The sequence below is a fragment of the Rhodococcus sp. NFXS4 genome, assembly GCF_058139645.1.
In genome coordinates this window covers 125,526-151,597 of record NZ_CP192221.1, presented here as the reverse complement: position 1 = coordinate 151,597, position 26,072 = coordinate 125,526, and the positions used below count along the sequence as shown (strand labels likewise).

General features: G+C 68.1%; 23 protein-coding genes. 16 read left to right on the top strand and 7 right to left on the bottom strand.

From position 1 onward, the window contains the following. Nucleotides 1-119 precede the first annotated feature (119 nt). From J4E04_RS00720 to J4E04_RS00705, 4 genes are all read left to right on the top strand, one after another. Nucleotides 120-3,569 (top strand): ATP-binding protein, encoded by a 3,450-nt coding sequence (locus J4E04_RS00720; protein ID WP_490149687.1) that lies wholly within the window; start codon nt 120-122, stop codon nt 3,567-3,569. Nucleotides 3,570-3,682: 113 nt separating this feature from the next. Further along, the gene (locus tag J4E04_RS00715; RefSeq protein ID WP_056440912.1) at nt 3,683-4,498 is read left to right on the top strand and encodes a DUF2786 domain-containing protein; all 816 of its coding nucleotides are present in this window, start codon (nt 3,683-3,685) and stop codon (nt 4,496-4,498) included. After that, nucleotides 4,495-5,013 (top strand): TIGR04338 family metallohydrolase, encoded by a 519-nt coding sequence (locus tag J4E04_RS00710; protein WP_056440909.1) that lies wholly within the window; start codon nt 4,495-4,497, stop codon nt 5,011-5,013. Before J4E04_RS00715 ends, J4E04_RS00710 begins: the two co-directional genes overlap by 4 nt. Nucleotides 5,014-5,065: 52 nt before the next feature. Beyond that, on the top strand, nt 5,066-5,833 hold the full coding sequence (locus J4E04_RS00705) for an LLM class F420-dependent oxidoreductase (protein ID WP_027505998.1): 768 nt from the start codon (nt 5,066-5,068) through the stop codon (nt 5,831-5,833). Nucleotides 5,834-5,836: 3 nt separating this feature from the next. Here the strand turns inward: J4E04_RS00705 and J4E04_RS00700 are convergent, their stop codons facing one another. Further along, entirely contained in the window at nt 5,837-7,201 is a 1,365-nt protein-coding gene (locus J4E04_RS00700) for an ammonium transporter (RefSeq protein ID WP_027505997.1), read from the bottom strand. A gap of 190 nt (nt 7,202-7,391) precedes the next feature. Between J4E04_RS00700 and J4E04_RS00695 the strand changes: the two genes are divergently transcribed. From J4E04_RS00695 to fdhA, 3 genes are all read left to right on the top strand, one after another. After that, complete coding sequence (locus J4E04_RS00695; protein ID WP_222632432.1) at nt 7,392-9,215, top strand: ABC transporter substrate-binding protein/permease; 1,824 nt, start codon at nt 7,392-7,394, stop codon at nt 9,213-9,215. A gap of 3 nt (nt 9,216-9,218) precedes the next feature. After that, nucleotides 9,219-9,974 carry an amino acid ABC transporter ATP-binding protein gene (locus J4E04_RS00690; RefSeq protein WP_056440906.1) on the top strand — a complete coding sequence of 252 codons (756 nt, stop codon included), beginning with the start codon at nt 9,219-9,221 and terminating at the stop codon, nt 9,972-9,974. 112 nt (nt 9,975-10,086) lie between these two features. After that, a complete protein-coding gene (gene fdhA / locus J4E04_RS00685) occupies nt 10,087-11,307 on the top strand; it encodes a formaldehyde dehydrogenase, glutathione-independent (RefSeq protein WP_056440903.1) in 1,221 nt (406 codons plus the stop codon). A gap of 46 nt (nt 11,308-11,353) precedes the next feature. Here the strand turns inward: fdhA and J4E04_RS00680 are convergent, their stop codons facing one another. Next, a complete protein-coding gene (locus J4E04_RS00680; protein ID WP_056440899.1) occupies nt 11,354-12,184 on the bottom strand; it encodes an alpha/beta fold hydrolase in 831 nt (276 codons plus the stop codon). Between the two features lie 153 nt (nt 12,185-12,337). Between J4E04_RS00680 and J4E04_RS00675 the strand changes: the two genes are divergently transcribed. Beyond that, complete coding sequence (locus tag J4E04_RS00675; protein WP_027505992.1) at nt 12,338-14,392, top strand: PhoX family protein; 2,055 nt, start codon at nt 12,338-12,340, stop codon at nt 14,390-14,392. Between the two features lie 27 nt (nt 14,393-14,419). On the opposite strand, the gene ggh is transcribed toward J4E04_RS00675, so the two are convergent. Further along, on the bottom strand, nt 14,420-15,757 hold the full coding sequence (ggh, locus tag J4E04_RS00670; RefSeq protein WP_204869410.1) for a glucosylglycerate hydrolase: 1,338 nt from the start codon (nt 15,755-15,757) through the stop codon (nt 14,420-14,422). Between the two features lie 133 nt (nt 15,758-15,890). On the opposite strand from ggh, the gene J4E04_RS00665 reads away from it, so the two are divergent. Then, nucleotides 15,891-16,832, top strand: coding sequence for a universal stress protein (locus tag J4E04_RS00665; RefSeq protein WP_155957043.1), 942 nt, complete (start codon nt 15,891-15,893; stop codon nt 16,830-16,832). A gap of 23 nt (nt 16,833-16,855) precedes the next feature. After that, on the top strand, nt 16,856-18,286 hold the full coding sequence (locus tag J4E04_RS00660) for an amino acid permease (protein WP_490149686.1): 1,431 nt from the start codon (nt 16,856-16,858) through the stop codon (nt 18,284-18,286). A gap of 14 nt (nt 18,287-18,300) precedes the next feature. Here the strand turns inward: J4E04_RS00660 and J4E04_RS00655 are convergent, their stop codons facing one another. Genes J4E04_RS00655 through J4E04_RS00645 form a run of 3 tightly spaced genes read right to left on the bottom strand, consistent with a single transcriptional unit; the run spans nt 18,301 to nt 20,265 of the window. Further along, nucleotides 18,301-19,083, bottom strand: coding sequence for a pirin family protein (locus J4E04_RS00655; protein WP_285186452.1), 783 nt, complete (start codon nt 19,081-19,083; stop codon nt 18,301-18,303). Nucleotides 19,084-19,113: 30 nt separating this feature from the next. After that, complete coding sequence (wrbA, locus tag J4E04_RS00650; RefSeq protein ID WP_027505988.1) at nt 19,114-19,713, bottom strand: NAD(P)H:quinone oxidoreductase; 600 nt, start codon at nt 19,711-19,713, stop codon at nt 19,114-19,116. Between the two features lie 45 nt (nt 19,714-19,758). Then, nucleotides 19,759-20,265 carry a VOC family protein gene (locus J4E04_RS00645; protein ID WP_490150596.1) on the bottom strand — a complete coding sequence of 169 codons (507 nt, stop codon included), beginning with the start codon at nt 20,263-20,265 and terminating at the stop codon, nt 19,759-19,761. Nucleotides 20,266-20,364: 99 nt separating this feature from the next. Here J4E04_RS00645 and J4E04_RS00640 point away from each other — a divergent pair, with 99 nt between their 5' ends. Beyond that, nucleotides 20,365-20,823, top strand: coding sequence for a MarR family winged helix-turn-helix transcriptional regulator (locus J4E04_RS00640; RefSeq protein ID WP_027505986.1), 459 nt, complete (start codon nt 20,365-20,367; stop codon nt 20,821-20,823). 9 nt (nt 20,824-20,832) lie between these two features. After that, nucleotides 20,833-21,504 (top strand): SDR family oxidoreductase, encoded by a 672-nt coding sequence (locus tag J4E04_RS00635; protein ID WP_490149685.1) that lies wholly within the window; start codon nt 20,833-20,835, stop codon nt 21,502-21,504. Nucleotides 21,505-21,528: 24 nt separating this feature from the next. Here J4E04_RS00635 and J4E04_RS00630 read toward each other — a convergent pair whose 3' ends face one another. Then, on the bottom strand, nt 21,529-21,915 hold the full coding sequence (locus J4E04_RS00630; RefSeq protein ID WP_027505984.1) for a universal stress protein: 387 nt from the start codon (nt 21,913-21,915) through the stop codon (nt 21,529-21,531). Nucleotides 21,916-22,092: 177 nt separating this feature from the next. On the opposite strand from J4E04_RS00630, the gene J4E04_RS00625 reads away from it, so the two are divergent. The 4 genes from J4E04_RS00625 to J4E04_RS00610 all read left to right on the top strand — a co-directional run bounded on the left by J4E04_RS00625 (nt 22,093) and on the right by J4E04_RS00610 (nt 26,062). Beyond that, nucleotides 22,093-23,076 carry a Bug family tripartite tricarboxylate transporter substrate binding protein gene (locus tag J4E04_RS00625; RefSeq protein ID WP_235578857.1) on the top strand — a complete coding sequence of 328 codons (984 nt, stop codon included), beginning with the start codon at nt 22,093-22,095 and terminating at the stop codon, nt 23,074-23,076. Beyond that, nucleotides 23,073-23,621 carry a tripartite tricarboxylate transporter TctB family protein gene (locus J4E04_RS00620; protein WP_056440883.1) on the top strand — a complete coding sequence of 183 codons (549 nt, stop codon included), beginning with the start codon at nt 23,073-23,075 and terminating at the stop codon, nt 23,619-23,621. Before J4E04_RS00625 ends, J4E04_RS00620 begins: the two co-directional genes overlap by 4 nt. Then, nucleotides 23,621-25,126 (top strand): tripartite tricarboxylate transporter permease, encoded by a 1,506-nt coding sequence (locus J4E04_RS00615; protein WP_490149684.1) that lies wholly within the window; start codon nt 23,621-23,623, stop codon nt 25,124-25,126. Before J4E04_RS00620 ends, J4E04_RS00615 begins: the two co-directional genes overlap by 1 nt. Before the next feature lie 141 nt (nt 25,127-25,267). Next, nucleotides 25,268-26,062, top strand: a complete 795-nt coding sequence (locus tag J4E04_RS00610; protein ID WP_490149683.1) for a DNA/RNA non-specific endonuclease — start codon at nt 25,268-25,270, stop codon at nt 26,060-26,062. Nucleotides 26,063-26,072: the final 10 nt, after the last annotated feature.

Sequence of the window (26,072 nt, the reverse complement as noted above, 5' to 3'; positions counted from 1 at the left end):
GGTCGTGCGCCGGCCGGGTCGGCCGGATTCTCCTTGACTCACCGTGCCCGACGCGTGCACAAGAAGTGCAAAAGTGCCTGCGTGCGGCGCGAATACGTACAGCTGACTAGACTTGTCCGGTGACGAGTGACTCACCCGCTTCCGTCCGACTCGTCGGTGCCGTCACCGTCGAGCGTGGCTCTCGGGTGGTCGATCCCCGCATCATCGGTGGGCCGCGCTGCGTCGAATTGCTGTCGTATCTGACGGTCAATCGCCATCGAGAGGTCTCGCACGACGAGTTGGCGGACCTGCTCTGGCCGGAGAAGCGGCCGCGCACCTGGAATTCTGTGTTGCGCGGGGTGATCTCGAAGGTGCGGGACGTTCTCGACGCCGCAGACATCGCGGGTACGTCGATCGTGTCCCGTACCGGCATGGTGCGTCTGACTCTTCCGCCGGACACCACGGTCGATCTCGAGGAGATCCGGGACGCGTGCCGCCGCACGGAGGGATCACCCGCGGACCGTGCCCGCGATGCCCGGACGGCGTTGCGTCTGCTCGCCGAACCCGTGCTCGTCGGAGCCAACGGCGCGTGGGCGGACGACGTCCGGCGAGAGTTCGACGACCTGCGGCTCACGGCCCTCGAAGCGGACGCCACCGCGTCGATGGATCTCGGTGCGTTCGAGAACGCCGTGTCCTCCGCGGAGTCCCTGCTGGCAGCCGACCCCCTGCGCGAGAGCGCGTACCGCATCGCCATGCGTGGCTACGTGGCACTGGGCGACCGCGGACAGGCTCTCGGGGCGGCGGCGCGATGCCGAGCGGTGCTGGCGGACCGGCTCGGGGTGAGCCCCTCACGCGAGACCCAGTCGTTGTACCTGGAGTTGTTGGAGGACGATACCGAGACCACCCCAGCGCAGCGCGAGGAGCTGCCGGTGGGATCCGCCTTCGTCGGACGCGATGTCGAGATGAGCCGCATCGTCGAGGACCTCGAGGCGGCCGCTGCCGGTCATGGACGGTTTCTCCTGGTCTCGGGTCCGCCGGGGGCAGGGAAGACGTCACTCGCCCGCGCCGTGATGCAGCGTGCCCGCGCCGCCGGCGCGGACGTCGTGTCGGGTCGCTGCAGCGAACACTCGACCATCCCGTACGAACCGTTCGTGGAGGCGGTCACCCGCGACCTCGACTCGCGCGGCGTCATCGGAGCGCGTCAGTGGCTGCGGACCAACGGCGCCGACATCCTCGGCATCATCCCCGGGGCCGCACGTCGATTCGGGGACCTCATCCCCCCGCACGTGGACGACGACCGCACAGGGGCGTCCGACGCGGTGCAGCGGTGGCTCGTCGGGCCCGCTCGACAGGCCCCGACCCTGCTCGTGATCGACGACCTGCAGTGGGCCTCCGGCACGACGGCCGCCCTGGTCCGCCATCTCGCGCGGTCGACGCAGAACGACCGACTCTGCATCCTCGCGACAATGCGGGACGAGAACCTCGTGTCCCCGGAACTCCAGGCGACCCTCGACGTCATCCGGTTGTCGGCGGGGTTCCGCGAGATCACCCTGGGCGGACTGTCTCTGGCCGCGGTGCACGACCTCCTTCGCGAGCAGAACTCGACCCTCGACCCCGAGGCCATCGTGGCACGGACGGGTGGCTCCGCCCTGCTGGTCGCAGCCGTCATCGCGGCACACGAGCGCGAACCCGGCGGCTCGCTCCCCTTCACGGTCACGGACGCGGTGCGTCTCGCGAGTCGCGAACTCAGCTATGACGCAGTCACTCTGCTCGAACTGTGCGCGGTGACCGGGGTGACGGTCTCGCGCCCGCTGCTGCGGGCCGCCTCGACGATCCCGTCCGATCTCCGTTTCGCCGAGACCCTCGACGAACTGCTGGCCGTGAACTTCCTGGTCGCCGGCGACACCGACGACGAGCTGATGATGAGACACGCTCTCGTGCAGTCGACTCTGTACGACGCGATACCCGGGGCGCGGCGAGCGCAGATGCACTCCGACGTGGCTCGGGCCCTGGTCGATCTCGGTGCCGACACCACCGCCGACGAACTCGCGCGCATCGCGTACCACTTCGGCAGGGCGTTGGACTCCGACCGCTCCGAGGCCGCGCTCTACGCGCGGCGTGCCGGCGACGCCGCCTACGCGGTGTCCGCGTACGAGGACGCGGTGGTGGGGTACCGGACCGCCCTTCGGAAGATGGTGCCGCACGGCGACTCCCGCGAGCGGTGCCGACTGCTGATCGACCTCGGCCGGGCGCAGCGCAAGTGCATCGACCGGTCCTACCGGGCCACTCTCTTCGACGCGATCGCCATGGCGCGGAGACTGGGCGACGTCGACCTGCAGGTCGACGCGACGCTGGCGGACACGATCAGTGGTGCGGGCCTGTTCCAGATGTTCGACCCGTTGCCGGAACGACTCGACAGCCTGCACGACGCACTGCACGTCCTCGAGGACTCCGGCCGCGCGAACAGTGCCGCCACGGCCAAGGTTTTGGTTCTGCTGGCCATGGAGCTGAGCTGGACCGATGACTGGAAGGAACGCCGCGACCTTCTCGAACAGGCTGTGACGCTGGCGCATTCGGTGGGAGACCGCAGTGCCCTCGAGGCCGCGCTGCGCGCGATGCTGTGGTGCCTCCTGGTGCCCCAGTGTTGGGATCTGCGCCAGGAGGCGATGACACGTCTCGTCGAGCTGGAGTCGACATCGTCTCGGCGGCATCGCGATCCGTCCGCCGCCACCATCCTGGCCAGGACCCAGCAGGCGTTCGGCGACCTCGGCGGCGCCGACTCGACACTCGCAGCGGTCACCCGGGCCGATCTCGCGGACGACCCCGAGATGACCTGGGCCATGGTGTGTTCCAAGTTCGGCGTGGACGTGTCGGCAGGACGACTGGTGCGCGCGGAGACCGTGCTGGCACGGATCTGCGAGACGCCCGACGCCGCGCTCGGCAGCCACACCTACGGCCGCGAACACACGTCGATCCTCACCCTCCGGACGATGCGCGGAGATCTCCGGCACTTCGCGGATCGGCGCGACGAGATGGCCACGATGTTCGACCTGATCCCGGCGTTCCGCCCGGTTGTGGCGTCCTCGCTCGCCGACGTCGGACGCATGGACGAGGCGCGCGAGCTGATGGACTGGTACGACGAGCAACGGCTCGCGGCGATCGCCCCGGACATGCTCTGGCTGATGTCGATGACCTTCATCGCCCGTGCCGGTGCCACGGTGGGCAACACACTGGTGTGCACCGACGTGTACGAACGGTTGCTGCCCTACGCGGAGCAGACCGTGTCGGTCGCCCCGAGCGTCTTCGGCGTGGTGCACCACCACCTGGCCGACGCGTCCCTGGCCACCGGTCACGTCGAGCGAGCGGGTCGCCATCTGCACGCCGCGCGGCGCCTGCACGTCGCCCGCGGCTTCGAGGGATGGAGCGCGGAGGACGCGTATCTCGGTCTCCGCATCGAGCACGCCCGCACCGGACGGCTCGCGGCCCGCGCTCTGGCGTCGGCCCGCACCCGTGCGGACGTCATCGGAGCCTCGGCGGTCCGGCGGCGCATCGACGCCGTCGCGGCACTGGTGGAGAACTCCGAGCGCTGACTGCTACTCGCCGACGCGGCCGTCCGCAAGACCCTGCGAGCGCCTGTGGACGGCCGTCCCCGGGGACGCTCGGTGGGCCCGGCTCACGGCTGGTCCGGGCGTACTCTCGGCCCGTGAGTTCAGACAGGATGGTGGCCCGCATCGGTGGGCTTCTGCGTCAGGCCGAGTCCACGGACAATCCCCACGAGGCCGAGGCGTTCATGGAGGCCGCGCAGCGTCTCGCGACCGCCGCCTCGGTCGATCTGGCCGTGGCACGCTCGCACACCGCCTCGCGCGAGAAGCGGGCGACGCCGGTGCAGCGCGTCGTCCACATCGGGGAGCACGGCAAGAAGGGCCTGCGCACCTACGTCCTGCTGTTCGTGGCCATCGCCCGCGCGAACGACGTGCAGTGCGACGTGGCGCAGTCGTCGACGCAGGTCTTCGCGTACGGGTTCGAGAGCGACATCGACACGTGCGAGGCCCTGTACGCGAGCCTGCTCGTGCAGATGGTGCGCGCGAGCGACACGTACATCTCGTCGGGTGCGTACCGGGACGCCACCGTGGACCGTGAGGTCACCGTCGTCCGAGGACGCCGGCGCTATCGCACGGTCGAGCGGGCGCCGCTCGCCGGCGTCACTGCCAGGATCGAGTTCCAGACCGCGTTCGCGCACCGGGTCGGCGAGCGCCTGGCCGCCGTCAAGAAGGAGGCCGAGGCCGAGGCGGTCGCCACGGAAGCTCCCGAGGCCGGCACCGCACTGGTGTTGCGTGACAAGGAGATCGAGCTGCGCGACTTCTACCGGTCCGCTTCCACCGCCCGGGGTACCTGGCGCGGCAGCTCGGGTCGCTCGTACTCGTCGGAGGCTCGGCGAGCCGGAGACCACGCCGGTCGACGTGCACGCCTGGGCAATCAGAGCGAGATCGGCGGCCCCCGAGGACAACTCGAACGGTGACCCGCGACAGCCAGCGCTCCCGCGTCTACGACGCCGAGCATCAGGTCCGCACCATGTTCGACCGCGCGGACGAACGGGGCCTGCGCACCGTCGAGATCCTCGGGTCCACGGTCACCCTGCCGATCGAGCGGCGCTTCGCCTCGCTCGACTCGGTCCAGACCTACGTCGACGGCGTCACCGCTCTGGACTGGGTGCGCAGCGAGTGGCCACGCGCGGCGGTCCCGGTACGGGTCCGGGCCCGCTCGGGCGCGGGCGCCGCGCACTACGAGGTCGACACCGCCACCATCGCTGTCCCACTCCACGTACGGGGACGCGCCTGGGCCCTGCGCGAGATGGTGGTGCTGCACGAGATCGCGCACCATCTCGAACCCGGCGATCCGGACGACCACCCCGAACCGGCCCACGGCGGCGCGTTCGTCGATCGCTATCTCACCCTGGTCTCGGAGATCATCGGCGCCGAGGCAGGTTTCGTCCTCCGCGCGACGATGCACTCGTGTGGAGTGCGCATCGGTTGACAGGCCGGGCACCATGGAAGCGACAGCCAGCGCACTCACCGAAGGATCACACATGTCCGTTCGCATCGGAGTTCAGCTTCAGCCCCAACACGCCCCCGATTACGGCCTCATCCGCGACGCGGTGTTGCGGTCCGAGGACGCCGGCGTGGACATCGTCTTCAACTGGGATCACTTCTACCCGTTGTACGGCGACCTCGACGGCGCCCACTTCGAGTGCTGGACGATGCTGGGCGCCTGGGCCGAGCAGACCTCGAACGTCGAGATCGGCGCGCTCGTCACCGGCGGCGGCTACCGCAATCCCGACCTGCTGGCCGACATGGCGCGCACCGTGGACCACATCAGTGGAGGACGGCTGATCCTGGGCATCGGCGCCGGGTGGAACCAGAAGGACTACGACAACTTCGGCTACGACTTCGGCACCGCCGGCTCACGCCTGGCACTGCTCGACGAGAGTCTCGCCCGCATCACCTCGCGTCTCGCCGTCGGCAATCCGGCGCCCACTCGCCACATCCCGATTCTCATCGGCGGTGGCGGTGAGAAGAAGACGCTCAAGATGGTCGCCCGCTACGCCGACGTCTGGCACAGCTTCGCCGACCTGGACGCGCTGAAGCACAAGTCCGAGGTCCTGGCCGGACACGGTGAGACCGTCGGCCGCGACGTGTCGCAGATCGAGCGATCGGTGGCGTGGCCGGGCGCGGACGACGCGCAGGCCTTCGTCGACGCCGGAGCCACCCTCTTCACCGTCGGCGTCAACGGCCCCGACTACGACCTCACCGAGCTGACCGGCGCGATCTCCTGGGCGCGGTCGCACCAGGGTTGACAGTCAGCCGGACTGCTTTCCGAACAGCCCCGAGCTGCCGTGTCCGCCGTGCGAGGAGGCGAACTCGTACGCGGACTCGGCATGCTCGTGTTCGTCGATGCCGTCCGTCTCGTGCTGCGGATCCGCTCTGATCCCGATGGTCAGCTTCAGCACCGTGGCGATGGCCGCGGTGACCAGGAACGCATAGGCGAGAACGACGACGACGGCGACCACCTGTCGACCCAGCTGCGTGACGCCGCCGCCGTAGAACAGGCCGTCGACACCGGGCGGCATGTCGCTGCTCGCGAGGAGGCCGATCATGAGCGTGCCGACGATGCCACCGACCAGGTGCACTCCGACCACGTCGAGCGAGTCGTCGTACCGGAAGCGGTACTTGAGGCCGATCGCCAGGGCGCAGGCGACACCGGCGGCAGCGCCGACGCCCAGAGCGCCGATCGGGGTGACGGCCGTGCACGACGGCGTGATGGCCACCAGACCGGCGACGACACCCGACGCCGCGCCGAAGGATGTGGCCTTCCCGTCGCGGATCTTCTCGACCACCAGCCACGCCACCATCGACATCGCGCCCGCGCCCATCGTGTTGACCAACGCGACCGCGGCGACGCCGTCCGCCGCGAGCGACGATCCGGCGTTGAAGCCGAACCAGCCGAACCACAGCAGCCCGGCACCCACCATGACGGCGGGCAGGTTGTGCGGCCGCATCGCCTCCCGGGGCCACCCACGACGCTTGCCGACGACCAGGGCGAGCGCCAGTCCGGCCGCGCCGGCATTGATCTCCACCGCGGTGCCCCCGGCGAAGTCGATGGCCTTCAGCTGGTTGGCGATCCAGCCCCCGGTCTCCGCGGTGACACCGTCGAACGCGAACACCCAGTGTGCGACGGGGAAGTAGACGAGTGTCGCCCAGAGGCCGGCGAAGATCACCCACGGCATGAAACGCATCCGGTCGGCGACGGCGCCGGACACGAGCGCCACGGTGACCATCGCGAAGCCTGCCTGGAAGGCCACGAAGGCGAGCGCCGGAACGGTTCCCACCAGCGGGATCTCAACCGCGCCGCCCCCGGCTCCGAAGCTGCCGCCGATCAACGAGGTGAGGCCGGCGAACTGCGTCGGGTCCCCGATCCACCCACCGACGCTGTCGTCGCCGAACACCATCGAGTATCCGAACAGGACCCACAGGACCCACACGACCCCGATGGCCGACAGGCTCATCATCATCATGTTCAGCACGCTCTTCACGCGCACCATGCCGCCGTAGAAGAACGCGAGCCCCGGAGTCATCAACAGCACCATCGCGGCACTGGCCAGAACCCACGCCGTGTTGCCGGCATCCGGAGCGCCCGTCAGCGGGTACTCGAGACTGGAGTACATACGAACACCTTCCGTCCCCCGGCGCACACCCTCCAGGCGTCCTGGATAGTCGGTGACGTGCGCCCCGACGGAGACTAGACCCCTGGTCGGAGCGGTCCCCACGGCGATCACCGGCAACAGATCACTGAGCACAACCATTGCGCGTTCGACGTTTCGGTGATCCCGGCACGTGAGCCCTAGTGTTCATCTCATGCTTGCGCACCGCGTGGGACGGAAACTCATCGTCCTCGTCTCCACACTTCTCCTCGCCGTCCTCCTCGCGTCCTGCGGCACCTCGGACGGCGGCTCGTCGGACGGCTCCTCGTCCGCTGCCGCGGCACCGACCGAACTGTGCTCACCTCCCGGTGTGGACAGCGCGTCGTCCACGCCGACCAACTTCGACGCCGCGGCCGCCGCCGCGACCGAGGATCGGTACACGACGCCGTCGGTCACGCCGCTCGATCGCATCGACACCTCGCAGCTCGGACTGATCACGCCCGGCCAGCTCACCGTCGGCACGCTCTCCGACGCGCCGCCGAGCATCTGCGTCGACGGCTCCGGCACCTACACCGGCTACGACAACGAGCTGCTGAAGGCCGTCGCCGCGAAGCTCGGCCTGCAGATCAACTTCTCGGGCACCGAGTTCTCGGGTCTGCTCGCGCAGGTCGCCGGCCGACGCTTCGACGTCGGGTCGTCGTCCATCACCACCACCGACGAGCGGCGCAACACGGTCGGCTTCACCAACGGCTACGATTTCGGCTACTTCTCCCTGGTCGCGAAGGCCGGCGGACCGATCACCGCCTTCGAGAACCTGGGGCCGGACACCCGTATCGGCGTCGTGCAGGGAACGGTGCAGGACGACTACGTCGTCAACACCCTGGGCCTGGACCCGGTGAAGTTCCCCGACTACAACACCGCGTACGCAAATCTCCGCACCGGACAGATCGACGCCTGGGTCGCACCGTCGCAGCAGGCCGAGGGCCTGGTGAAGCCGGAGGACGGCACCGCGATCACGCAGAACACGTTCAGCCTCAACAACTTCGTCGGGTGGGCCGTCGCGCGGGACAACCAGCCGCTGATCGACGCGTTGAACTCCGGCCTCGACGCGATCATCGAGGACGGGACCTGGGCCCAGCTGTACTCCGACTGGGTGCCGCGCGAACTCCCGGAGGGATTCAAGCCCGGTAGCAAGGCAGCGCCGCAGCCCGAGCTTCCCGACTTCGCGGCCATCGCCGCCGAGAACGACGCGAATGCCCCGGCCGCGCAGGCCGTCGCACCGAAGTCGACGTTCGAGCAGCTCGGCGACACGTTCTTCGACTGGAACCTCTACAAGCAGGCGCTGCCGGACCTGCTGAAGACCGGCCTCCCGAACACGCTGATCCTCGCGCTGGCATCGGGCATCATCGGCACGGTTCTCGGCATGCTTCTCGCACTGGCGGGCCTGTCCCGCACCCGCTGGCTGCGCTGGCCGGCACGCGTCTACACCGACATCTTCCGCGGACTGCCCGCCGTCGTGATCATCCTCGTCATCGGTCTCGGCATCGGACCGGTGGTCAGCGGCATCACCGGCAACAACCCGTACTGGCTCGGTGCGGTGGCGTTGTCGCTGCTCGCGGCCGCGTACATCGGCGAGATCTTCCGATCCGGCATCCAGAGCGTCGAGAAGGGGCAGATCGAGGCAGCGCGTGCTCTCGGGTTCAGCTACCGACGCTCGATGCGCCTGGTCGTGGTGCCGCAGGGTGTCCGGCGCGTGCTTCCCGCACTCGTCAACCAGTTCATCTCGCTGATCAAGGACTCGTCGCTGATCTACTTCCTGGGTCTGCTGGCGACACAGCGCGAACTGTTCGCCGTCGGCCGAGACCTCAACGCGCAGACCGGAAACCTGTCACCCCTGGTGGCGGCCGGACTCGTCTATCTCGCGATGACCGTCCCGCTGACCCACCTGGTCAACTACATCGACAAGCGTCTGCGCGTCGGCAAGGCCGAGCAGACACTCGACCCGGTCGAGCAGGCCATCGTCGTGGAAAGAGGCTGACACATGACCACCGCACCCTCGACCGAGCCGTTGACCGGCGTCTCACTCGCCGGCCGTGACCTGCACCTGTCCTTCGGCACCAACAAGGTCCTGCGCGGCGTCGACATCGACGTCGCCGCAGGAGCCACCACCACTGTCATCGGACCTTCCGGGTCGGGCAAGTCCACGCTCCTGCGCGTGCTCAACCGACTGCACGAGCCCGAGCAGGGCGACATCCTGCTCGACGGACGCTCGGTGCTGAAGGACGATCCAGACGCGCTGCGCCAGCGCATCGGCATGGTGTTCCAGCAGTTCAACCTGTTCCCGCACCGGACCGTCCTCGACAACGTCGCGCTCGGTCCGTGGAAGTTGAAGGGACTGAGCAAGGACGACGCACACGCCGCCGCGCTCGCCCAGCTCGACAAGGTGGGCCTGAAGGAGAAAGCGGGCTCGCGCCCCGGCAACCTCTCCGGCGGTCAGCAGCAGCGAGTGGCCATCGCGCGAGCACTCGCCATGGAACCGCAGGTGATGTTCTTCGACGAGGCCACGTCCGCCCTCGACCCGGAGCTCGTCAAGGGCGTGCTCGCCCTCATGGCGGACCTCGCGACCGGCGGCATGACGATGGTCGTCGTCACGCACGAGATGGGCTTCGCCCGCTCGGTGTCCGACCGCGTGCTGTTCATGGACCACGGCAGCGCCGTCGAGGTGGGCCCGCCCGCAGCGCTGTTCGACGACCCGCAGACCGAGCGACTGCAGAGGTTCCTGTCCGAAGTGCTCTGATCCCCGAGCCGCGAATGTGACGCGGCGCACAGCATCCCGCGTACGGTCGAGAGAGATGCCGACATTCGCACTCGAGAATGTCGGCGCTCTACCTCGAACGGGAGCTGAAAACATGGCCGACAACAGAGCCGTCGCCTACGCCGGAGCCGGGAAGGTCGAGGTCGTCGACATCGACTTCCCCAGCTTCACCTTGCAAGACGGGCCCGGCGTGAACCCGGCGAGTGTGGGCCGCGAGTGCCCGCACGGAGTGATCCTGAAGGTGGTGTCCACCAACATCTGCGGCAGCGATCAGCACATGGTTCGCGGCCGCACGACGGCACCCGAGGGCCTGGTGCTCGGGCACGAGATCACGGGCGAGGTCATCGAGGTGGGCCGCGACGTGGAGTTCATCAAGCAGGGTGATCTGTGCTCGGTGCCGTTCAACATCGCGTGCGGTCGCTGCAAGAACTGCAAGGAACGCAAGACCGGCATCTGCCTGAACGTCAATCCTGATCGTCCCGGCGCCGCCTACGGCTACGTCGACATGGGCGGCTGGGTCGGCGGCCAGGCCGAATACGTCATGGTGCCGTACGCGGACTGGAACCTGCTGAAGTTCCCGAACCGGGACCAGGCCATGGAGAAGATCCTCGACCTGACGATGCTGTCGGACATCTTCCCCACCGGCTTCCACGGCTGCGTGACCGCCGGAGTGGGGGTCGGATCCACGGTCTACATTGCCGGCGCCGGCCCGGTCGGGCTCGCCGCCGCGGCCAGCGCGCAACTGCTCGGCGCCGCCGTCGTCATCGTGGGCGACCTCAACGAGAGCCGGCTCGCACAGGCCCGAAGCTTCGGTTGCGAGACCGTCGACGTCAGCAAGGGCGATCCGAAGGATCAGATCGAGCAGCTGCTCGGGGTACCGGAAGTCGACTGCGGCGTCGACGCCGTCGGTTTCGAGGCACGCGGTCACGGTGACGGGTCGGCGACGGAAGCGCCGGCCACCGTGCTGAATTCGCTGATGGACATCACGACGGCGGGTGGTTCGCTCGGAATTCCGGGGTTGTACGTCACCGGCGATCCCGGCGCATCCGACGAAGCCGCCAAGGTCGGCGCGTTGTCGCTGAGCCTCGGCACCGGGTGGGCCAAGTCGTTGTCCTTCGCCACCGGACAGTGCCCGACGATGCAGTACCACCGCGGGCTGATGATGGCGATCCTGCACGATCGCGTGCAGATCGCGAAGGCCGTCAACGCACGCGCCATCTCGCTCGAGCAGGCTCCGCAGGGCTACGCCGACTTCGACTCCGGTGAGGCCACGAAGTTCGTGCTCGACCCTCACGGGCTCCTCGGGGCGGCCTGACCGACTCTCGCGAGGTGGGCTGTCGCGCCCACCTCGCGAGTGCGCGTCAGCCCAGGAACGCGAGCAGCTCCTGGTTGAACCGATCCGGGTGCGAGGTGTTGAACCCGTGCGGGCCGCCCTCGACGAGTACCAGGGTGCTGTTCGCGATCGCCTCGTGTGAACGCTTGCCGCTCACCTCGAACGGAACGATGGCGTCCGCGTCGCCGTGGATGACGAGGGTGGGGACGTCGATCTTCGGCATGTCCTCACGGAAGTCGGTGCGCGCGAACGCCTCGATGCACCCGAGGATCGCCGGTGTCGACGCTTCGGCCGCCATGTCCACCGCGTACTGACGATCCTCCTCCGAGACCTTCAGCTCGCCGTTCGCGCTGAAGAAGTTGGTGGCGAAGCCGTCGAGGAAGGCGTTGCGGTCCTCCTCGACGCCGTTCTCGAAACCCGCGATCGTCTCGTCGTCCAAGCCGCCGTCGGGGTTGTCCTCGGACTTGTAGAGGTACGGGGGAACAGCACCGGCGAGCACCGCCTTCGCGATGCGGTCGCTGCCGTACTTCGCGAGGTAGCGCACCACCTCGCCGCCGCCCATGGAGAAACCCACCAGCGTCACGTCCCGCAGGTCGAGCGTCTCCAGCAGGACCGACAGGTCCGCGGCGAACGTGTCGTAGTCGTAACCGGACTCGGGCTGCGACGAGCTGCCGAATCCACGCCGGTCGTACGTGACGACGCGGTGGCCCGCGTCGAGCAGTGCGACGATCTGGGGCTCCCACGACCGCTCGTTGAGCGGCCAGCCGTGGATCAACACCACCGGCGCGCCCTCGCCTCGGTCCTGGTAGTGCAGGTCGATCGGGGCGTCGTTCTCGACTCCCACCGAGAGCATCGGCATGTCGTGCCTCCTTCGTCGCGGTGTCTCCGCGTCGCTCTCGGTCTACCCGGAGCGTGCCCCGACGACACACGTTCGCCCACCGTTCACCTTCCTGCACCCGGGGAGTTGCTTACCTTCCCTTTGCCTTTTGCCCGGCACTTCTACGGTCGACCGGTGACCACGATTCCGCTTCCCCTGATCGTCTCCCATCAGCACGACGGCAGCTCCTCGCGGTCGTCGCTGACGTGCAAGTACAAGTGCGGCGACGCCTGCTTCCACGAGGTGCCCAACACGTCGTCGAGCGAGTACTTCGGCGACATCGTCAAGACGGCGATGACGCGCCGCGGCATCCTGCGCGGTAGTGCGATGGCCGTGCTGGCCGTCGGCGCCACCAGCGCCCTCGCCGCGTGCGGCACAGAGGACTCGGGCACGGCCACCACCGCGTCGGCCACCCCGACCCCGGAGCCGCGTGGACTCGACTTCGCCGCCGTCGCGCCCAACACCGAGGACGCGGTCGTCGTCCCGGAGGGGTACGAGCAGGCCGTCGTCATCCGGTGGGGCGACCCGGTGGTCGAGGGTGCGCCTGCCTTCGACTTCGACAACCAGACCTCGGCGGCCCAGGAGAAGCAGTTCGGATTCAACAACGACTTCGCGGGTCTGCTGCCGATCGACGGGTCGTCCACCGAGTACCTGCTGGTGGTCAACCACGAGTACACGACGGAACCGTTCCTCTTCAAGGGGTACGACGCGGAGAACCCCACCGCGGAGCAGGTCGCCATCGGCCTTGCCGCCCATGGTCTCTCGGTGGTCCAGGTGGCCGGTGAAAACGGCTCGGGCAAGCTCACCCCGCAGATGGGCCGCTACAACCGTCGCATCACCGGATCGACCGAGTTCGTCCTCACCGGACCCGCGGCCGGCAGTGACTTCCTCAAGACCTCCGCCGATCCCACCGGCACCAGGGTGTTCGGCACGTTCAACAACTGCTCCGGTGGCGTCACCCCGTGGGGCACCGTGTTGTCCGGCGAGGAGAACATCAACCAGTACTTCGCCAACGCCGAGAGTGTGACCGACCCCGTGGTCGCCGAGCGTCTGGCGCGCTACGGCGTGGAAGGTGCTGCGTCCGAGCGCAAATGGGAGCGATTCGACAAGCGCTTCGATCTGGCGCAGGAGCCGAACGAGGTGAATCGCTTCGGCTGGGTCGTCGAGGTGAACCCGTGGGATCCCACCGCAGCGCCGATCAAGCACACGGCACTCGGCCGGTTCAAGCACGAGGCCGCGACCATCCACGTGACCGACGACGGCACCGTGGTCGCCTACAGCGGTGACGACGAGCGTTTCGACTACATGTACAAGTTCGTCTCCAGCCGGAAGATGATGCAGGGCACCGGCGCTGCGGCACTGCGGTCCAACGTGACGCTTCTCGACGCCGGAACCCTCTACGTCGCGACGCTCTCCGGTGACGCGCCCGACCAGATCGACGGCTCCGGAAAGCTCCCGACGACGGGACAGTTCGCCGGCAAGGGCGAGTGGATCCCGTTGTTGCGTACCGGCGAGGACGGCCGCGGCGAGTCCCTGGTCGACGGCATGTCCGCCGAGGAGGTCGCCGTCTTCACGCGCCTCGCCGGTGACAAGGTCGGCGCCACCAAGATGGACCGGCCGGAGGACTTCGAGCCGAACCCCGTCACCGGCAAGGTGTACGTGGCGCTGACCAACAACTCGAACCGAGGCACCGAGGGCAAGGCCGCCGCCGACGAGGCGAATCCGCGGGACAAGAACAAGAACGGCCAGGTCCTCGAGCTCGACGACGACCACGCCGGGACCAGTTTCACGTGGAACCTTCTGCTCGTCTGTGGCGATCCCGCAGCCGCCGACACCTACTTCGGTGGCTTCGACAAGTCGCAGGTCAGCCCGATCTCGTGCCCGGACAACCTGGCATTCGACGCCGACGGCAACCTGTGGGTGTCGACGGACGGCAACGCCCTCGACTCCAACGACGGCCTGTTCTCGGTGGTTCTCGACGGTGACCGCCGCGGCCAGACGAAGCAGTTCCTCACCGTGCCGAAGGGCGCCGAGACCTGCGGTCCGATCGTGCAGGAGCAGCGTGTCGTCGTGAGCGTGCAGCACCCGGGCGAGGAGGACGACGCCAGTGCCGACGCCCCCGCCTCGCACTGGCCCGACGGTGGCGACTCGCAGCCCCGTCCGTCGGTCGTCGCGGTGTGGAAGGTCTGACCTTCTCCCTGCCGTCGGGGACCGCGGTCAGCCCAGCCAGTCGAGCACGCTGGCCGCGGTCCACGATTGCTGCATGCTTCCCAACGGCTCTCCGGTGAACGGCTCGTAGTATTCGGCGAAGCTGCCGTCGCTCGCCTGCCGCAACCCCTCCTCGCGCAACATCGCCGACCGCTCCGACCACCCGCGTCGGGCGAAAGCCCACGAGAACAGCCACGTCACCACCGGCCACACGGGACCGCGCCAGTACTCGCGAGGTCGGAAGTCCCGCGAGATCGGCGACGTCGACGGGGGAACGGCGTACTTGAAGTCCGGGTGCCCGCAGAAGCGCGGACCCTCGAAGAGTCGCAGCAGCGCCCGCTCGGTGTCACGAGGCAACCCACCGCACAGCAGCGGCGCGAACATCGCCATCGTGTCGGTCTTGATCCACTCCCCGGACCGCACGTCGCGATCCCGAGCCGCGCCGGAACGCGCGTCGGTGGTGGCGACGACGCCGCTCCGGAACCGGTCGGCCCAGGCGCGCAGGTCCCGCACGTCCGCATGAGGCCGGGAATGGTCCTCGCCGATGGTGGCCAGCACGTCACAGGCGACGGCGAAGATCGCGCTGACGAACACGTCCTCCACCGCGAAGCTCATGGCACTGTTCAGCGCGAGATCGTCGTACCGGGCGAGCTTCATCTCCTCGAGCAGCCAGAGATAGCGGTCGTACTCGATGTTGCTCGGGCGCTGCGACGAGTCGGTGACGATGGACGTGTCCTCCCGGATGTACGGCGGCACCGCCCCCGGAATCACCTTCGCGTACGCCGCGTCCCAGCGCGGCGAGTTGTCCATGCCCGATTCCCACCCGTGGTACAGCGTGATGCGCCCCGTGTGGTTCTGATCGCGTGCGTGTGCCAGCCAGCGGTGCCACCGCACCAGATCCGGCCATCGCCGATCGAGGAACTCACCGGCGACCTGCCGCGTGGTCCGCCCACGTCGACGGGCGTGATCGAGAATGCGCTGCACGGCGATCGCGTGCACGGGGGGCTGCGTGATCCCCGAGGTGTGGACGCCGACGGGTGCGTGCGCGGCGAGTTCGTTCACCTGCCAGCGGGCGGGCCCGGGGAAGTATCCGTCGACACCGCTGGCGAAGACGATGTGCGGGATCATGCCGTTGGACCACTGCGCGGACAACAGGGTGTCGAGCTCGACGACGGCCCGCTCGACACTCAACGGGGCGAGCCCGACCGACACGAAGGCGGCGTCCCAGCTCCACATGTGCGGGTACAGACGCGGAGCCGCGCTGGTCATGGTGCCCAGATCGTTGCCGCGCAGGAGATAGGCGGCCCGTGCCGCGAGCTGAGTCGGGGTGAATCCGGGAGCGGCCATGGGAGACATCATCCGTCGGACGGCGCGATCCTGCAGGACGCGCCGGTGAGTCGGGGTGCGGGCCCGGCGCGTCGGTCGCATACTGAGCCATCGGCGTCGAACGCGCCGGGGCAACTGGTCGGGGGTGGTGGGTGTGTCGACCGCGTCGATGTCCGCGCTGGTCGGGTGGCTGCCGGACGACTCCGGTCACGATGCTCTGGGTCTGGCCGCGCGCATGGCGACCACCGCTCGGGCCGCGGGCGGCGCGATGACGGTCCGCACGTGCACCGTCCTGCCGCGGACGTGGCCGTTCCCGTCGATGGCGCACGTGGACGCGGAGTACCGACGCTGGCTCGAGGAGCGCGGCACGGATGCGGCCGCTCGGGCCGATGCGGCGATGGCGGACCTGCTCACTCCGGCCGATCTGGGATCGCCCTCCGCCTTCTTCGCCGAGAACGCCGCCGAGTCGGCCGCACTCACCGCGGCGGCGGCCACTCACCATGCCGACCTGGTGGTGCTGGGGAGCTCCGACGGTCCCGACGATCGCTTCACGCCGGGGAGCACGAGCGAGACGCTGCTGCACTCGTCGGCTGTTCCGCTGGCACTGGCGCCGCGCGGCGCACGCCGCCGCACCGACGCCGTCTCCCGCATCTCCTGCGCCTACACCGGGACCCCGGAAGCCAAGGATGCGCTGTATTCCGCAGCGGCTCTCGCGGTGCGCTGGAACATCGCGCTGCGCCTGGTGGCGTTCGCACCACGACGCTCGACGACGTATCCCCCCTTCGGTGGCTACGACGCGGAGGATCTGGTGACGTCGCAGTGGCGTGAGCAGGCCACCGAGATGCTGCACTCCGCGGCGTCGGACGTCACGTCCGCCTACCCGGCCCTGTCCCCTACGTGCGCGGTGGGTTCCGGCGGGGACTGGCAGCACGTGGTGGACTCGGTCGAGCTGGGGCCCGAGGACCTGCTGGTGCTCGGTTCGTCCCGCCTCGGACCTCTCGCCCGGGTGTTCCTCGGCTCCACCGCGTCGAAGATTCTGCGGCACAGCCCTGTTCCGATTCTGGTCGTTCCCCGTGGAAGCCGATTCGCTCGGTGAACCGCGCCGATAGTGGAGGAAACATGAGCGATCCGGGCAACGGTTCGGGACTGCTGCGACGCAAGTCGATCAGCGACATCGCAGCCCTGGAGGCGACGGGCGAAGGTCGGCTGAAGCGGTCGATCACCACGTTCCAGCTGACGTGCATCGGCGTCGGCTCGACCGTGGGCACCGGCATCTTCTTCATCTTCTCGTCCGCCGTCCCGGTGGCGGGGCCCGCCGTCATCTTCTCGTTCGTCATCGCCGCCGTCACGGCCGGCCTGACGGCGCTCTGCTACGCCGAGCTGGCGTCGTCGATCCCGGCCTCCGGGTCGACCTACACCTACACGTACACCACCATCGGCGAGTTCGTCGCGATCCTCGTCGGCGCCTGCCTCATCCTCGAGTACGGCGTGTCGACGGCCGCGGTGTCGGTGCTGTGGTCCCAGTATCTCAACGACCTGTTGGATCGTACTGTCGGACTACGCATTCCGGACGTGCTGTCGCATGCACCCGGGGACGGCGCCGGCTTCGGCGTCAACCTGCCCGCCATCGTTCTCGTCGCGCTGTGCGCCGTGTTGCTGATCCGCGGAACGAGTGAGTCCGCTCGTGCGAACGCCGTCATGGTCGTCATCAAGATCGGCATCCTCGCGATGTTCGCCATCGTCGGTTTCACGGGATTCAGTCTCGAAAATCTGGAACCGTTCGCCCCGTTCGGAGTCGCCGGTGTCGGTGCGGCGTCCGGCCTGATCTTCTTCTCGTTCATCGGACTCGACGCGGTGTCGACGGCCGGCGAGGAGGTGCACGATCCCAAGCGCACGCTGCCCATCGCGCTCATCAGCGCGCTGGTGGTGGTCACGCTGATCTACCTGTTGGTGACGATGTCGGCGATCGGCGCGCAGAAGTACACCGAGTTCGAGGGCCAGGAGGCCGGTCTCGCCGAGATCCTGCAGTACGTCACAGGATCGAGCTGGCCGTCGATCGTGCTGTCGGCGGGCGCCGTCGTCTCGATCTTCTCGGTCACGCTGGTCACCCTCTACGGGCAGACTCGGATCCTGTTCGCGATGAGCCGCGACGGTCTGATCCCGAAGGTGTTCTCGCAGGTGAACCCTCGCAGCCTCGCACCGGTGAAGAACACGATCATCGTGGCGTTCTTCGTGTCCCTGCTCGCGGGTTTCCTGCCACTGGACTTCCTGGCGGACCTGGTGTCGATGGGCACGCTCGTGGCCTTCATCGTCGTCTCCGCCGGAGTGATCATTCTGCGCCGCCGCGAGCCGAACATCGAGCGCGGCTTCAAGGTTCCGCTGTACCCGGTGCTCCCGATCCTGTCGATCTGCGCATGCCTGTATCTCATCAGCACCCTGCACATCCAGACGTGGATCCTCTTCGCGGTCTGGCTGGCGGCCACGTCGGTGCTCTACTTCACCTACTCGCGACGGCGATCGGCCCTGGAGCCGAACAGGCTCCAGGGCTGATCGAACCGTGACGGTCAGCGACCGATGGTGGCGTGCATCTCCCAGACGATGACCTCGGCTGCGGACGTCGTCGACAGTGTCTGTCCGCCACCGCCCTTGATGCGGACCGCGTCACCCTCGCGCAGCAGGCCCACGCCCTCGAGCGAGGCCTCGCCGCGGGCGACGAAGACGTGCAGGAACGGAGCATCCGGAAGGTCCTGAGCCGGGGTGTCGGAACGCAACCGTGCGACGTGCATCGCGGCGTACTTGTTCTTGATGCGGATCGCCGAGTGGTCCTTGTAGGCGTCCATTCCCGACGCGACCGGAACCAGCCCGCCCGAGAGCAGTTCGTCGTCGATCTCGAGCTGCTCGTACCCGGGGGTGATGCCGGCCTCGTCGGGCACGACCCACATCTGCACGAAGTGCACCGGGTCCCGATGCTTCTGCGACGGGTTCTCCGCCGACGCGAGACGCCACGAGTCGTTCTTCTCCGAGTGCAGGATTCCCGTGCCGGCGCTCATCCGCTGGGCGAGCCCCGGGTAGATGAGCCCGTTGTGCCCGATGGAGTCCTGGTGCACGAGGGATCCCTGCAGGACCCACGTGACGATCTCCATGTCCCGGTGCGGGTGCGTGTCGAAACCGGTACCCGCGTCCACGATGTCGTCGTTGTTCACCATCAGCACCCCGTGGTGGGTGTTGTCGGGATCGTAGTGATGTCCGAACGAGAACGAATGGTGCGAGTCGAGCCAGCCGATGTTCGTGGCCGGCCGGTCGTCGGCGCGACGGACGTCGAGTTCGGGTGCGGTGGAGTTCGTCATGGGGGTCCCTTGTCGGGATGGAAACTGAGACTACCGAGCGAGCTTGCCCGCGATGGTGACGACGCGGGTGGCGAGATGTCCGAGGGCGGCGCGGGTCGCGTCGTCCAGTTCGTTCTGGTTGTCGGGTCCGGTGACGTGGCCGACGCCGTAGGGGTTGCCGTCGGCGAACTTCAGTCCGTCGGTGTAGCCGGGGGGAACGAGGATGCCGCCGAAGTGCATGAGCGAGGTGTACAGGTTGACGATGGTCGTCTCCTGGCCGCCGTGGGCCGTCTGGCTCGAGGTGAACGCGGCGTAGGCCTTGTCGGCGAGCTTGCCCTGGGCCCACAGGCCACCGAGCGTGTCGAAGAAGGTCTGGAACGGGGACGCGACGCTGCCGAAACGGGTCGGCGAGCCGAAGATGACGCCGTCGGCCCACACGATGTCGTCACCGGTAGCGGCCGGCAGATCCTTGGTGGCCTCGTAGTTGGCAGTCCAGGCGGGGTTCTCGGCGAAGGTCGCCGGGTCACGGGTCTCGGCGATGTGCCGGACGCGCACCTCGGCGCCGGCCGCCTGAGCGGCCTTCTCGAGCTCGGCCGCCATCGTGGTGCCGTGGCCGGTGGAGGAGTAGTAGAGGATCGCGAGCTTCGTCATGAGTGACCTTTCGGGAGAGGGACGTGGTTCGGGGGTGATTCGGACTCAGAGAACGTGGTGGCCGTACATCTCGCCGAGCGGGTCGGCGATGAGTTCGAGGCGTGCACCGTCGGGATCACGGAAGTAGATCGAGACTCCACTGTGCTCCGTGAGCTCGACGCCCGCATCCGTCAGCTTGGTGCGCAGGTGTTCCCAGCGGTCGGGTTCCACGCTGATGGCCACGTGATGCAGTCCGCCGAGCACCTCCCCGTAGGGGCCGACGTCGAGGCCGGGGAAGTCGAAGAAGGCGAGGAGGTTGCTGTTCCCGATGTCGAAGAAGAAGTGCGACGAGCCGGGGTAGTCGCGGTTCTCGATCAACTCGGTCAGTGGGAACTCGAGCACACCCTGGTAGAACAGGATGGTCTGCTCGACGTCGCTGCTGATCAGCGCGGTGTGGTGCAGTCCGCGCGCCGAGGACGTCGGGCGGGACTCCGCAGGCTGCAGGTGCAGGCCCCGCAGTCGGTCGCGCCGGGCCTCGAACTCGTCCGAGCGCTGCTGCTCGTCGGCTGTCATGCTCATCGTCTCCGCCTTCGATCGAATCGTTGCGTTGTCAACTATTGGGAACAGTACCGCACATGGTTGCGCTGTCAACTACTTGGGTAGACTCGTGTCATGACTCAGTGGCTGACCGAGGACGAGCAGCGCGCCTGGCGCTCGTACCTCGACGCGACGCGTCTGCTGATGCAGACGCTCGATCGGCAGCTCACGCGCGATTCCGGGATCTCCTTCACCGACTTCGAGCTGCTCGTCGTGCTCTCGGAGGCACCAGGCCGACAGATGCGGATGCGCGACCTGGCCGATGCGGTGACCACCACCCGCAGTGGCGTCACCCGGGCGATCACCCGACTCGTCGACGCCGGCTGGGTCGTCCGCGTCGAGTGCGAGGACGACCGTCGGGGGATGCTCGCGGAACTCACCGACGCGGGTATGGACAAGCTCGCGGCGTCGAGCCCCGGCCATGTCGGCGCCGTCCGGGCGTCGATGTTCGACGTCCTCACCGACGACGACGTCGCGACCTTCGCGAGGGCGTACTCCGACATGCGGACGCACATCCAGAAGGGCGCCGGATAGCCTCGCTGTATGCCACGCACAGCACTCGTCACCGGAGCCGCCCGCGGACTGGGAGCGGGAATCGCTCGCCTGTTGTCCGCCGATCACGACATCTGGGTCGGGGGATCGACGGCCGACTCCGTCGCGGGCATCTCCGACGAACTGATCAGCGCGCGGCCGTGGCCCGTCGACCTCACCGATGCGGACGCTCTCGCCGCGGCCACCGCGGACATCACGAGCCTCGACGTCCTGGTGCACAACGCGGGCGTCGCCGATCTCGGCACGGTGGAGACGCTGACGCTCGCGGACTGGCGACGCACGTTCGAGGCCAACGTCTTCGCGGTGGCCGAGCTCACCCGCCTCCTGCTGCCCGCGCTCCGAGCAGCCGGCGGCCACGTCGTGTTGATCAACTCGGGCGCCGGCATCAGGGCCAACCCGGGGTGGAGTGCCTACGCCGCGAGCAAGTTCGCGCTGCGGGCCTTCGGCGACGCACTGCGCCTCGAGGAGCCGACCCTGCGCGTGACGTCCGTCCACCCGGGGCGCATCGACACCGACATGCAGCGCGCGATCGTCGCGGGCGAGGGCGACGAGTACGACGCCTCGAAGTACCTCACCGTCGAGACCGTCGCCCGCGCCGTCCGCCAGGCCGTGGACACCCCTGCCGATGCGCATCCCACCGAGATCGTCCTGCGCACACGGTGATCGGGGATCAGGGGCGAGCGTGACTCAGTGCTCGTTCGCCTTGACCACGAGCACGGGGACCGGACTGTCGAGCAACACGCGCTGAACCGTGCTGCCGGTCAGGAACTTTCCGACCGCGCTTCGGCGACGTGATCCGATGATCACCAGCGTGGCACCGACATCCGAGACCAGATCGACGAGAGCCCCCGCCGGATCGCCGCCGTCGGGTTCGACGCGCACCGTGAAGGAGTTCTCTCCCAGCACCTGACGTGCCTGCGCCTCGGCTGCGTCCCGGTGGGCGGTGGTGACCGAATCGGCGTCGATCACCGACAGGACGACGAGATCGGTTCCCCTCAGCGTCGCCTCCGCCTGTCCCTGCACGAGCGCCTCACGGCCTTCGGGTGTCGAATTCATCGCTACTGCAACGGTCATGACGGTGCCTTTCACATCGGGGAGACTCCAGGTTCACCGAGATTCCGTCGCGGCGACGTACGTTTCGCGGTATTCGTCCGTGCACACTATGGCCACAACTCGGATTCCCTGGACTATTCGGACATCCAGAACCTAGCCTCCTGATGTGACCGAAACCACTCCTGAGTTGTCGTGCCCATGCAGATCACAGTGAAGCGCGCGCTCGGCACGCTCGCTGTCGTCGCCGTCGTCGCCGTCGCCGGCATCGACGCGGCCGGCAGCGCCAGCGGATCCGACGCCCGCGCCAAGTTGACCCTGATCGCTCCCGCCGCCGCGGGAGGTGGATGGGACCTGGTGGCGCGTGAGTCGCAGCAAGCACTCCGTTCCGACGGCATCGTGAACAACGCCCAGGTGGTGAACGTCCCCGGAGCCGGCGGGACCATCGGGCTCAGTCAGCTCGAGAATCTCACGGGCCAGTCGACCACGGTCATGGTGACCGGCACGGTCATGCTCGGTGGTATCGCGATCAACGACTCAGACATCACCCTGCAGGACACTGTGCCCATCGCCAAGATGGCCGAGGACTTCGAGGTCTTCGTCGTACCGCGAGACTCGCCGTACCAGAACCTCGAGGACTTCATCGCCGCATGGCGGGCCAACCCCGGCGGTCTCCCCATCGGCGGCGGCTCGCTCGGCGGTATCGACCACATCGTCTCCGGCCAGCTGGCACAGCAGGTCGACATCGATCCGGCAGCGATCAACTACATCGCGTTCTCCGGCGGTGGTGAGGTGCTGACCTCGCTGTTGTCCAACACCGTCGGCATCGCCGTCAGCGGATACAACGACTTCCGCGACCAGATCGAATCCGGGAACGTCCGCGCCCTCGCGGTGGCGGCACCCGAGCCCGTCGACGGGATCGACACCCCGACGTTCAAGGAACTCGGGTACGACGTCGACCTGGTCAACTGGCGCGGATTCGTCGCACCTCCCGGCATCTCGGACACCGACAGGCAGACGTTGATCGAGATCGTCACCGAGATGCAGGAGACCGAACAGTGGGACACCGCCATCGAGCGCAACCGGTGGAAGCCGTCCTTCGTCACCGGGGACGACTTCGGTGACTTCCTCGAGGTCGAACAGACCCGCATCACCGACATCCTCCGAGAGTTGGGCCTGGTATGAGTGAGAGTGTTTCGACCACGCGGGCGGAAACGCCGCCCGATACCGATCGTGGTTTCCTCCACGGCCGGAGCGGACTGGTGGTGTCGGCGCTTCTCGTCGCCCTCGGCCTGTTCCTGATCTACGGCACCGTCACCATGGACGTACCCGACACCGCGACATCGCCCGGCCCGCAGGTCTTCCCGGCCATCATCGCGGGACTGTGCTTCGTGATCGCCGTGCTCGTCGCGGTTCAACTGCTGCGCACTCCGGACGAGGTCGACCTCGGCGTCGACGAGGCAGGCGAGCCCAACACCGGAACCGTGTCCAACTGGCGTTCCGTCGGCATCACCGTCGGCTCGATCGCCCTGTTCATCGCCCTGCTGAATCCGCTGGGATGGGTTCTCGCCGGTGCGCTGCTGTTCTGGGGCGTCTCGATCGGACTCGGCGGCACCCGGTTCGTCTTCGACGCCGGTGTGGCGCTGGTCATGTCGTCCGTCGTCCAGCTGGTCTTCTCCGGTGGACTCGGGCTCACGCTGCCCGGCGGCATCCTCGCGGCGGTGTTCTGATGGACGCACTCTCCAATCTCCTCGACGGCTTCGGCACCGCGCTGACGCCCATGAACATCGTGTGGGTCGTCGTCGGCGCCCTGCTCGGCACCGCGGTGGGTGTCCTCCCCGGACTCGGATCGGCCATGGCTGTCGCCCTGCTCCTGCCCGTGACGTTCACCCTCGAGCCCACCTCGGCGCTCATCATGTTCGCCGGCGTCTACTTCGGCGGCCTGTTCGGTGACTCGATCTCCGGCATCCTCATGAACACCCCCGGAAACAGCACGGCGATCGCGGGAACGTTCGAGGGGCACCGCATGGCGAAGAACGGCCGCGCCCCACAAGCGTTGGCCACCTCCGCCATCGGCGCCTTCATCGGCGGCATCATCGCCACCACCCTCGTGGTGTTCTTCGCCCCGACGCTCGCCGACCTGGCCACGAACTTCGGACCCGCGGAGTACTTCGCCCTGGCGGTGTTCGCCTTCATCGCGACGTCCGCGGTGGTGTCCGACTCCGTCCTCAAGGGTCTGAGCGCACTGCTGATCGGCCTGACACTCGCCGTCATCGGTATCGACGGACCCTCCGGCGCATCACGGTTCACGTTCGAGGTACCGGCACTGTTCGACGGCATCTCCGTGGTGGTCATCACCGTCGCGATGCTCGCCCTCGGCGAGGTCATCTTCATCGCCTCGAAGATCGGCAAGCCCGACGACACCACGCTGATCCCGTCGAAGGGTCGACCCTTCCTGAGCAAGGCAGAGTTCCGCGAAGCGATGCCTGCATGGTTGCGCGGCACCGCATTCGGCGTCCCCTTCGGCGTCATCCCCGCCGGCGGCGCCGAGGTGCCGAGCTTCCTGGCCTACGGCACCGAGCGCCGCTTGGACCGACGCAGCAAGAACCCGATGTTCGGAAAGGGCGCGATCCGCGGCGTCGCCGGACCGGAAGCCGCCGGCAACTCCACCGCCGGTACCGCGATGGGTGCACTTCTCGCTCTCGGGCTCCCCACGTCGGCGACGGCAGCGATCCTGCTCGCAGCGTTCCAGCAGTACGGGATCCAACCGGGACCGTTGCTGTTCGAGCGCAACGGTGAGGTCGTCTGGGCACTGCTCGCCAGCCTCTTCGTCGGCATGGTGGTCCTGTTGATCCTGAACCTGCCGTTCGCCCCCCTGTGGGCGCAGCTGCTCAAGATCCCCAAGAACTACCTGTACGCCGGCATCACCGTGTTCGCCTCGCTCGGCGTCTACGCGGTGAGCGCCTCGATCGTGGACCTCATCGCCATGCTCGGACTCGGCATCATCGGATTCATGCTGCGCCGTTTCGGAATCCCGTTGGCGCCGGTGCTCATCGCCGTCATCCTGGGACCGCTCGCCGAGGATTCGCTGCGACGAGCCCTGGCCGTCAGTGAGGGGGACGTCTCCGTCCTCGTCGGCAGTGGCATCACCGTCGTCCTGTACACGCTGATGGTCATCGCGGTGGTCTTCTCCATCGTGACGAAGGTGCGGTCGCGGGCGAAGGTGGACTTCTAGAGCACCCCGCTTCACCCCTCACCCCTCGCGAGTACGCAGACAATGTCGTGATGAAGGTGTTGATCACGACAGTTCGGACGTACTCGCGGGGGGTTCGTGGGTGTTCACCCCCGTGTCACCCCACCGTGGCTGAATGACGGCATGGGATACGACGAGACCTTCCTGTCCACCACCCCGCTGCCGCTCCCCGCCCGGCCGGACCTGACCGTCCTGACCTACACGCACTTCTCCGTGTCGATGGACACCGAACGGCGCCTCGCCGCCGTGACCGCGGTGAACATCGACGGCGGCGCGTTGCAGGAGGTGGACCGCGGAGACGACTGGCGCCTCGATCCGCGACTGCCGGCGACCGCGCAGGCGGGCCCGGAGCTGTACGCGAACAACGACATCGACCGTGGGCATCTCGTACGACGACGCGACCCGGTGTGGGGTTCGCGTGACGTCGCCGAGCAGGCCAACGAGGACACGTTCCACTACACGGTGTGCGGACCGCAGACGGCCACGCTGAACCAGTCCAAGACTCTCTGGCTCGGCCTCGAGGACTACGTGCTCGAGCACGCGCGGACGTACGGGCAGACGATCTCCGTCTTCAGCGGCTGCGTGTTCGCCGAGGACGATCCCGTCTACCGCGGTGTCGCGATCCCGCGGCGCTTCTTCAAGATCGCGGCCTGGTGGCAGAACGACGTGCTCGCCGCGACCGGCTACGTGCTCGACCAGTCGGAGTCGCTGGCACCCATTCTCGAACGCGGCGTCCTGGCGAGCGACATCCCTCCGCTCGGGGCGTACCGCACGTATCAGGTGCCGATCACCGACATCGCCGCTGCGACCAGCCTGGCGATGGCCGAGCTGACGGCGGCCGATCGCCTCGCCCTGGTTCCCGGCGCCCGGCCCGTCGAATGGCGCGAGATCGAGGGAGCCGACGACCTGGTGTGGTGAGGTCGGTCGA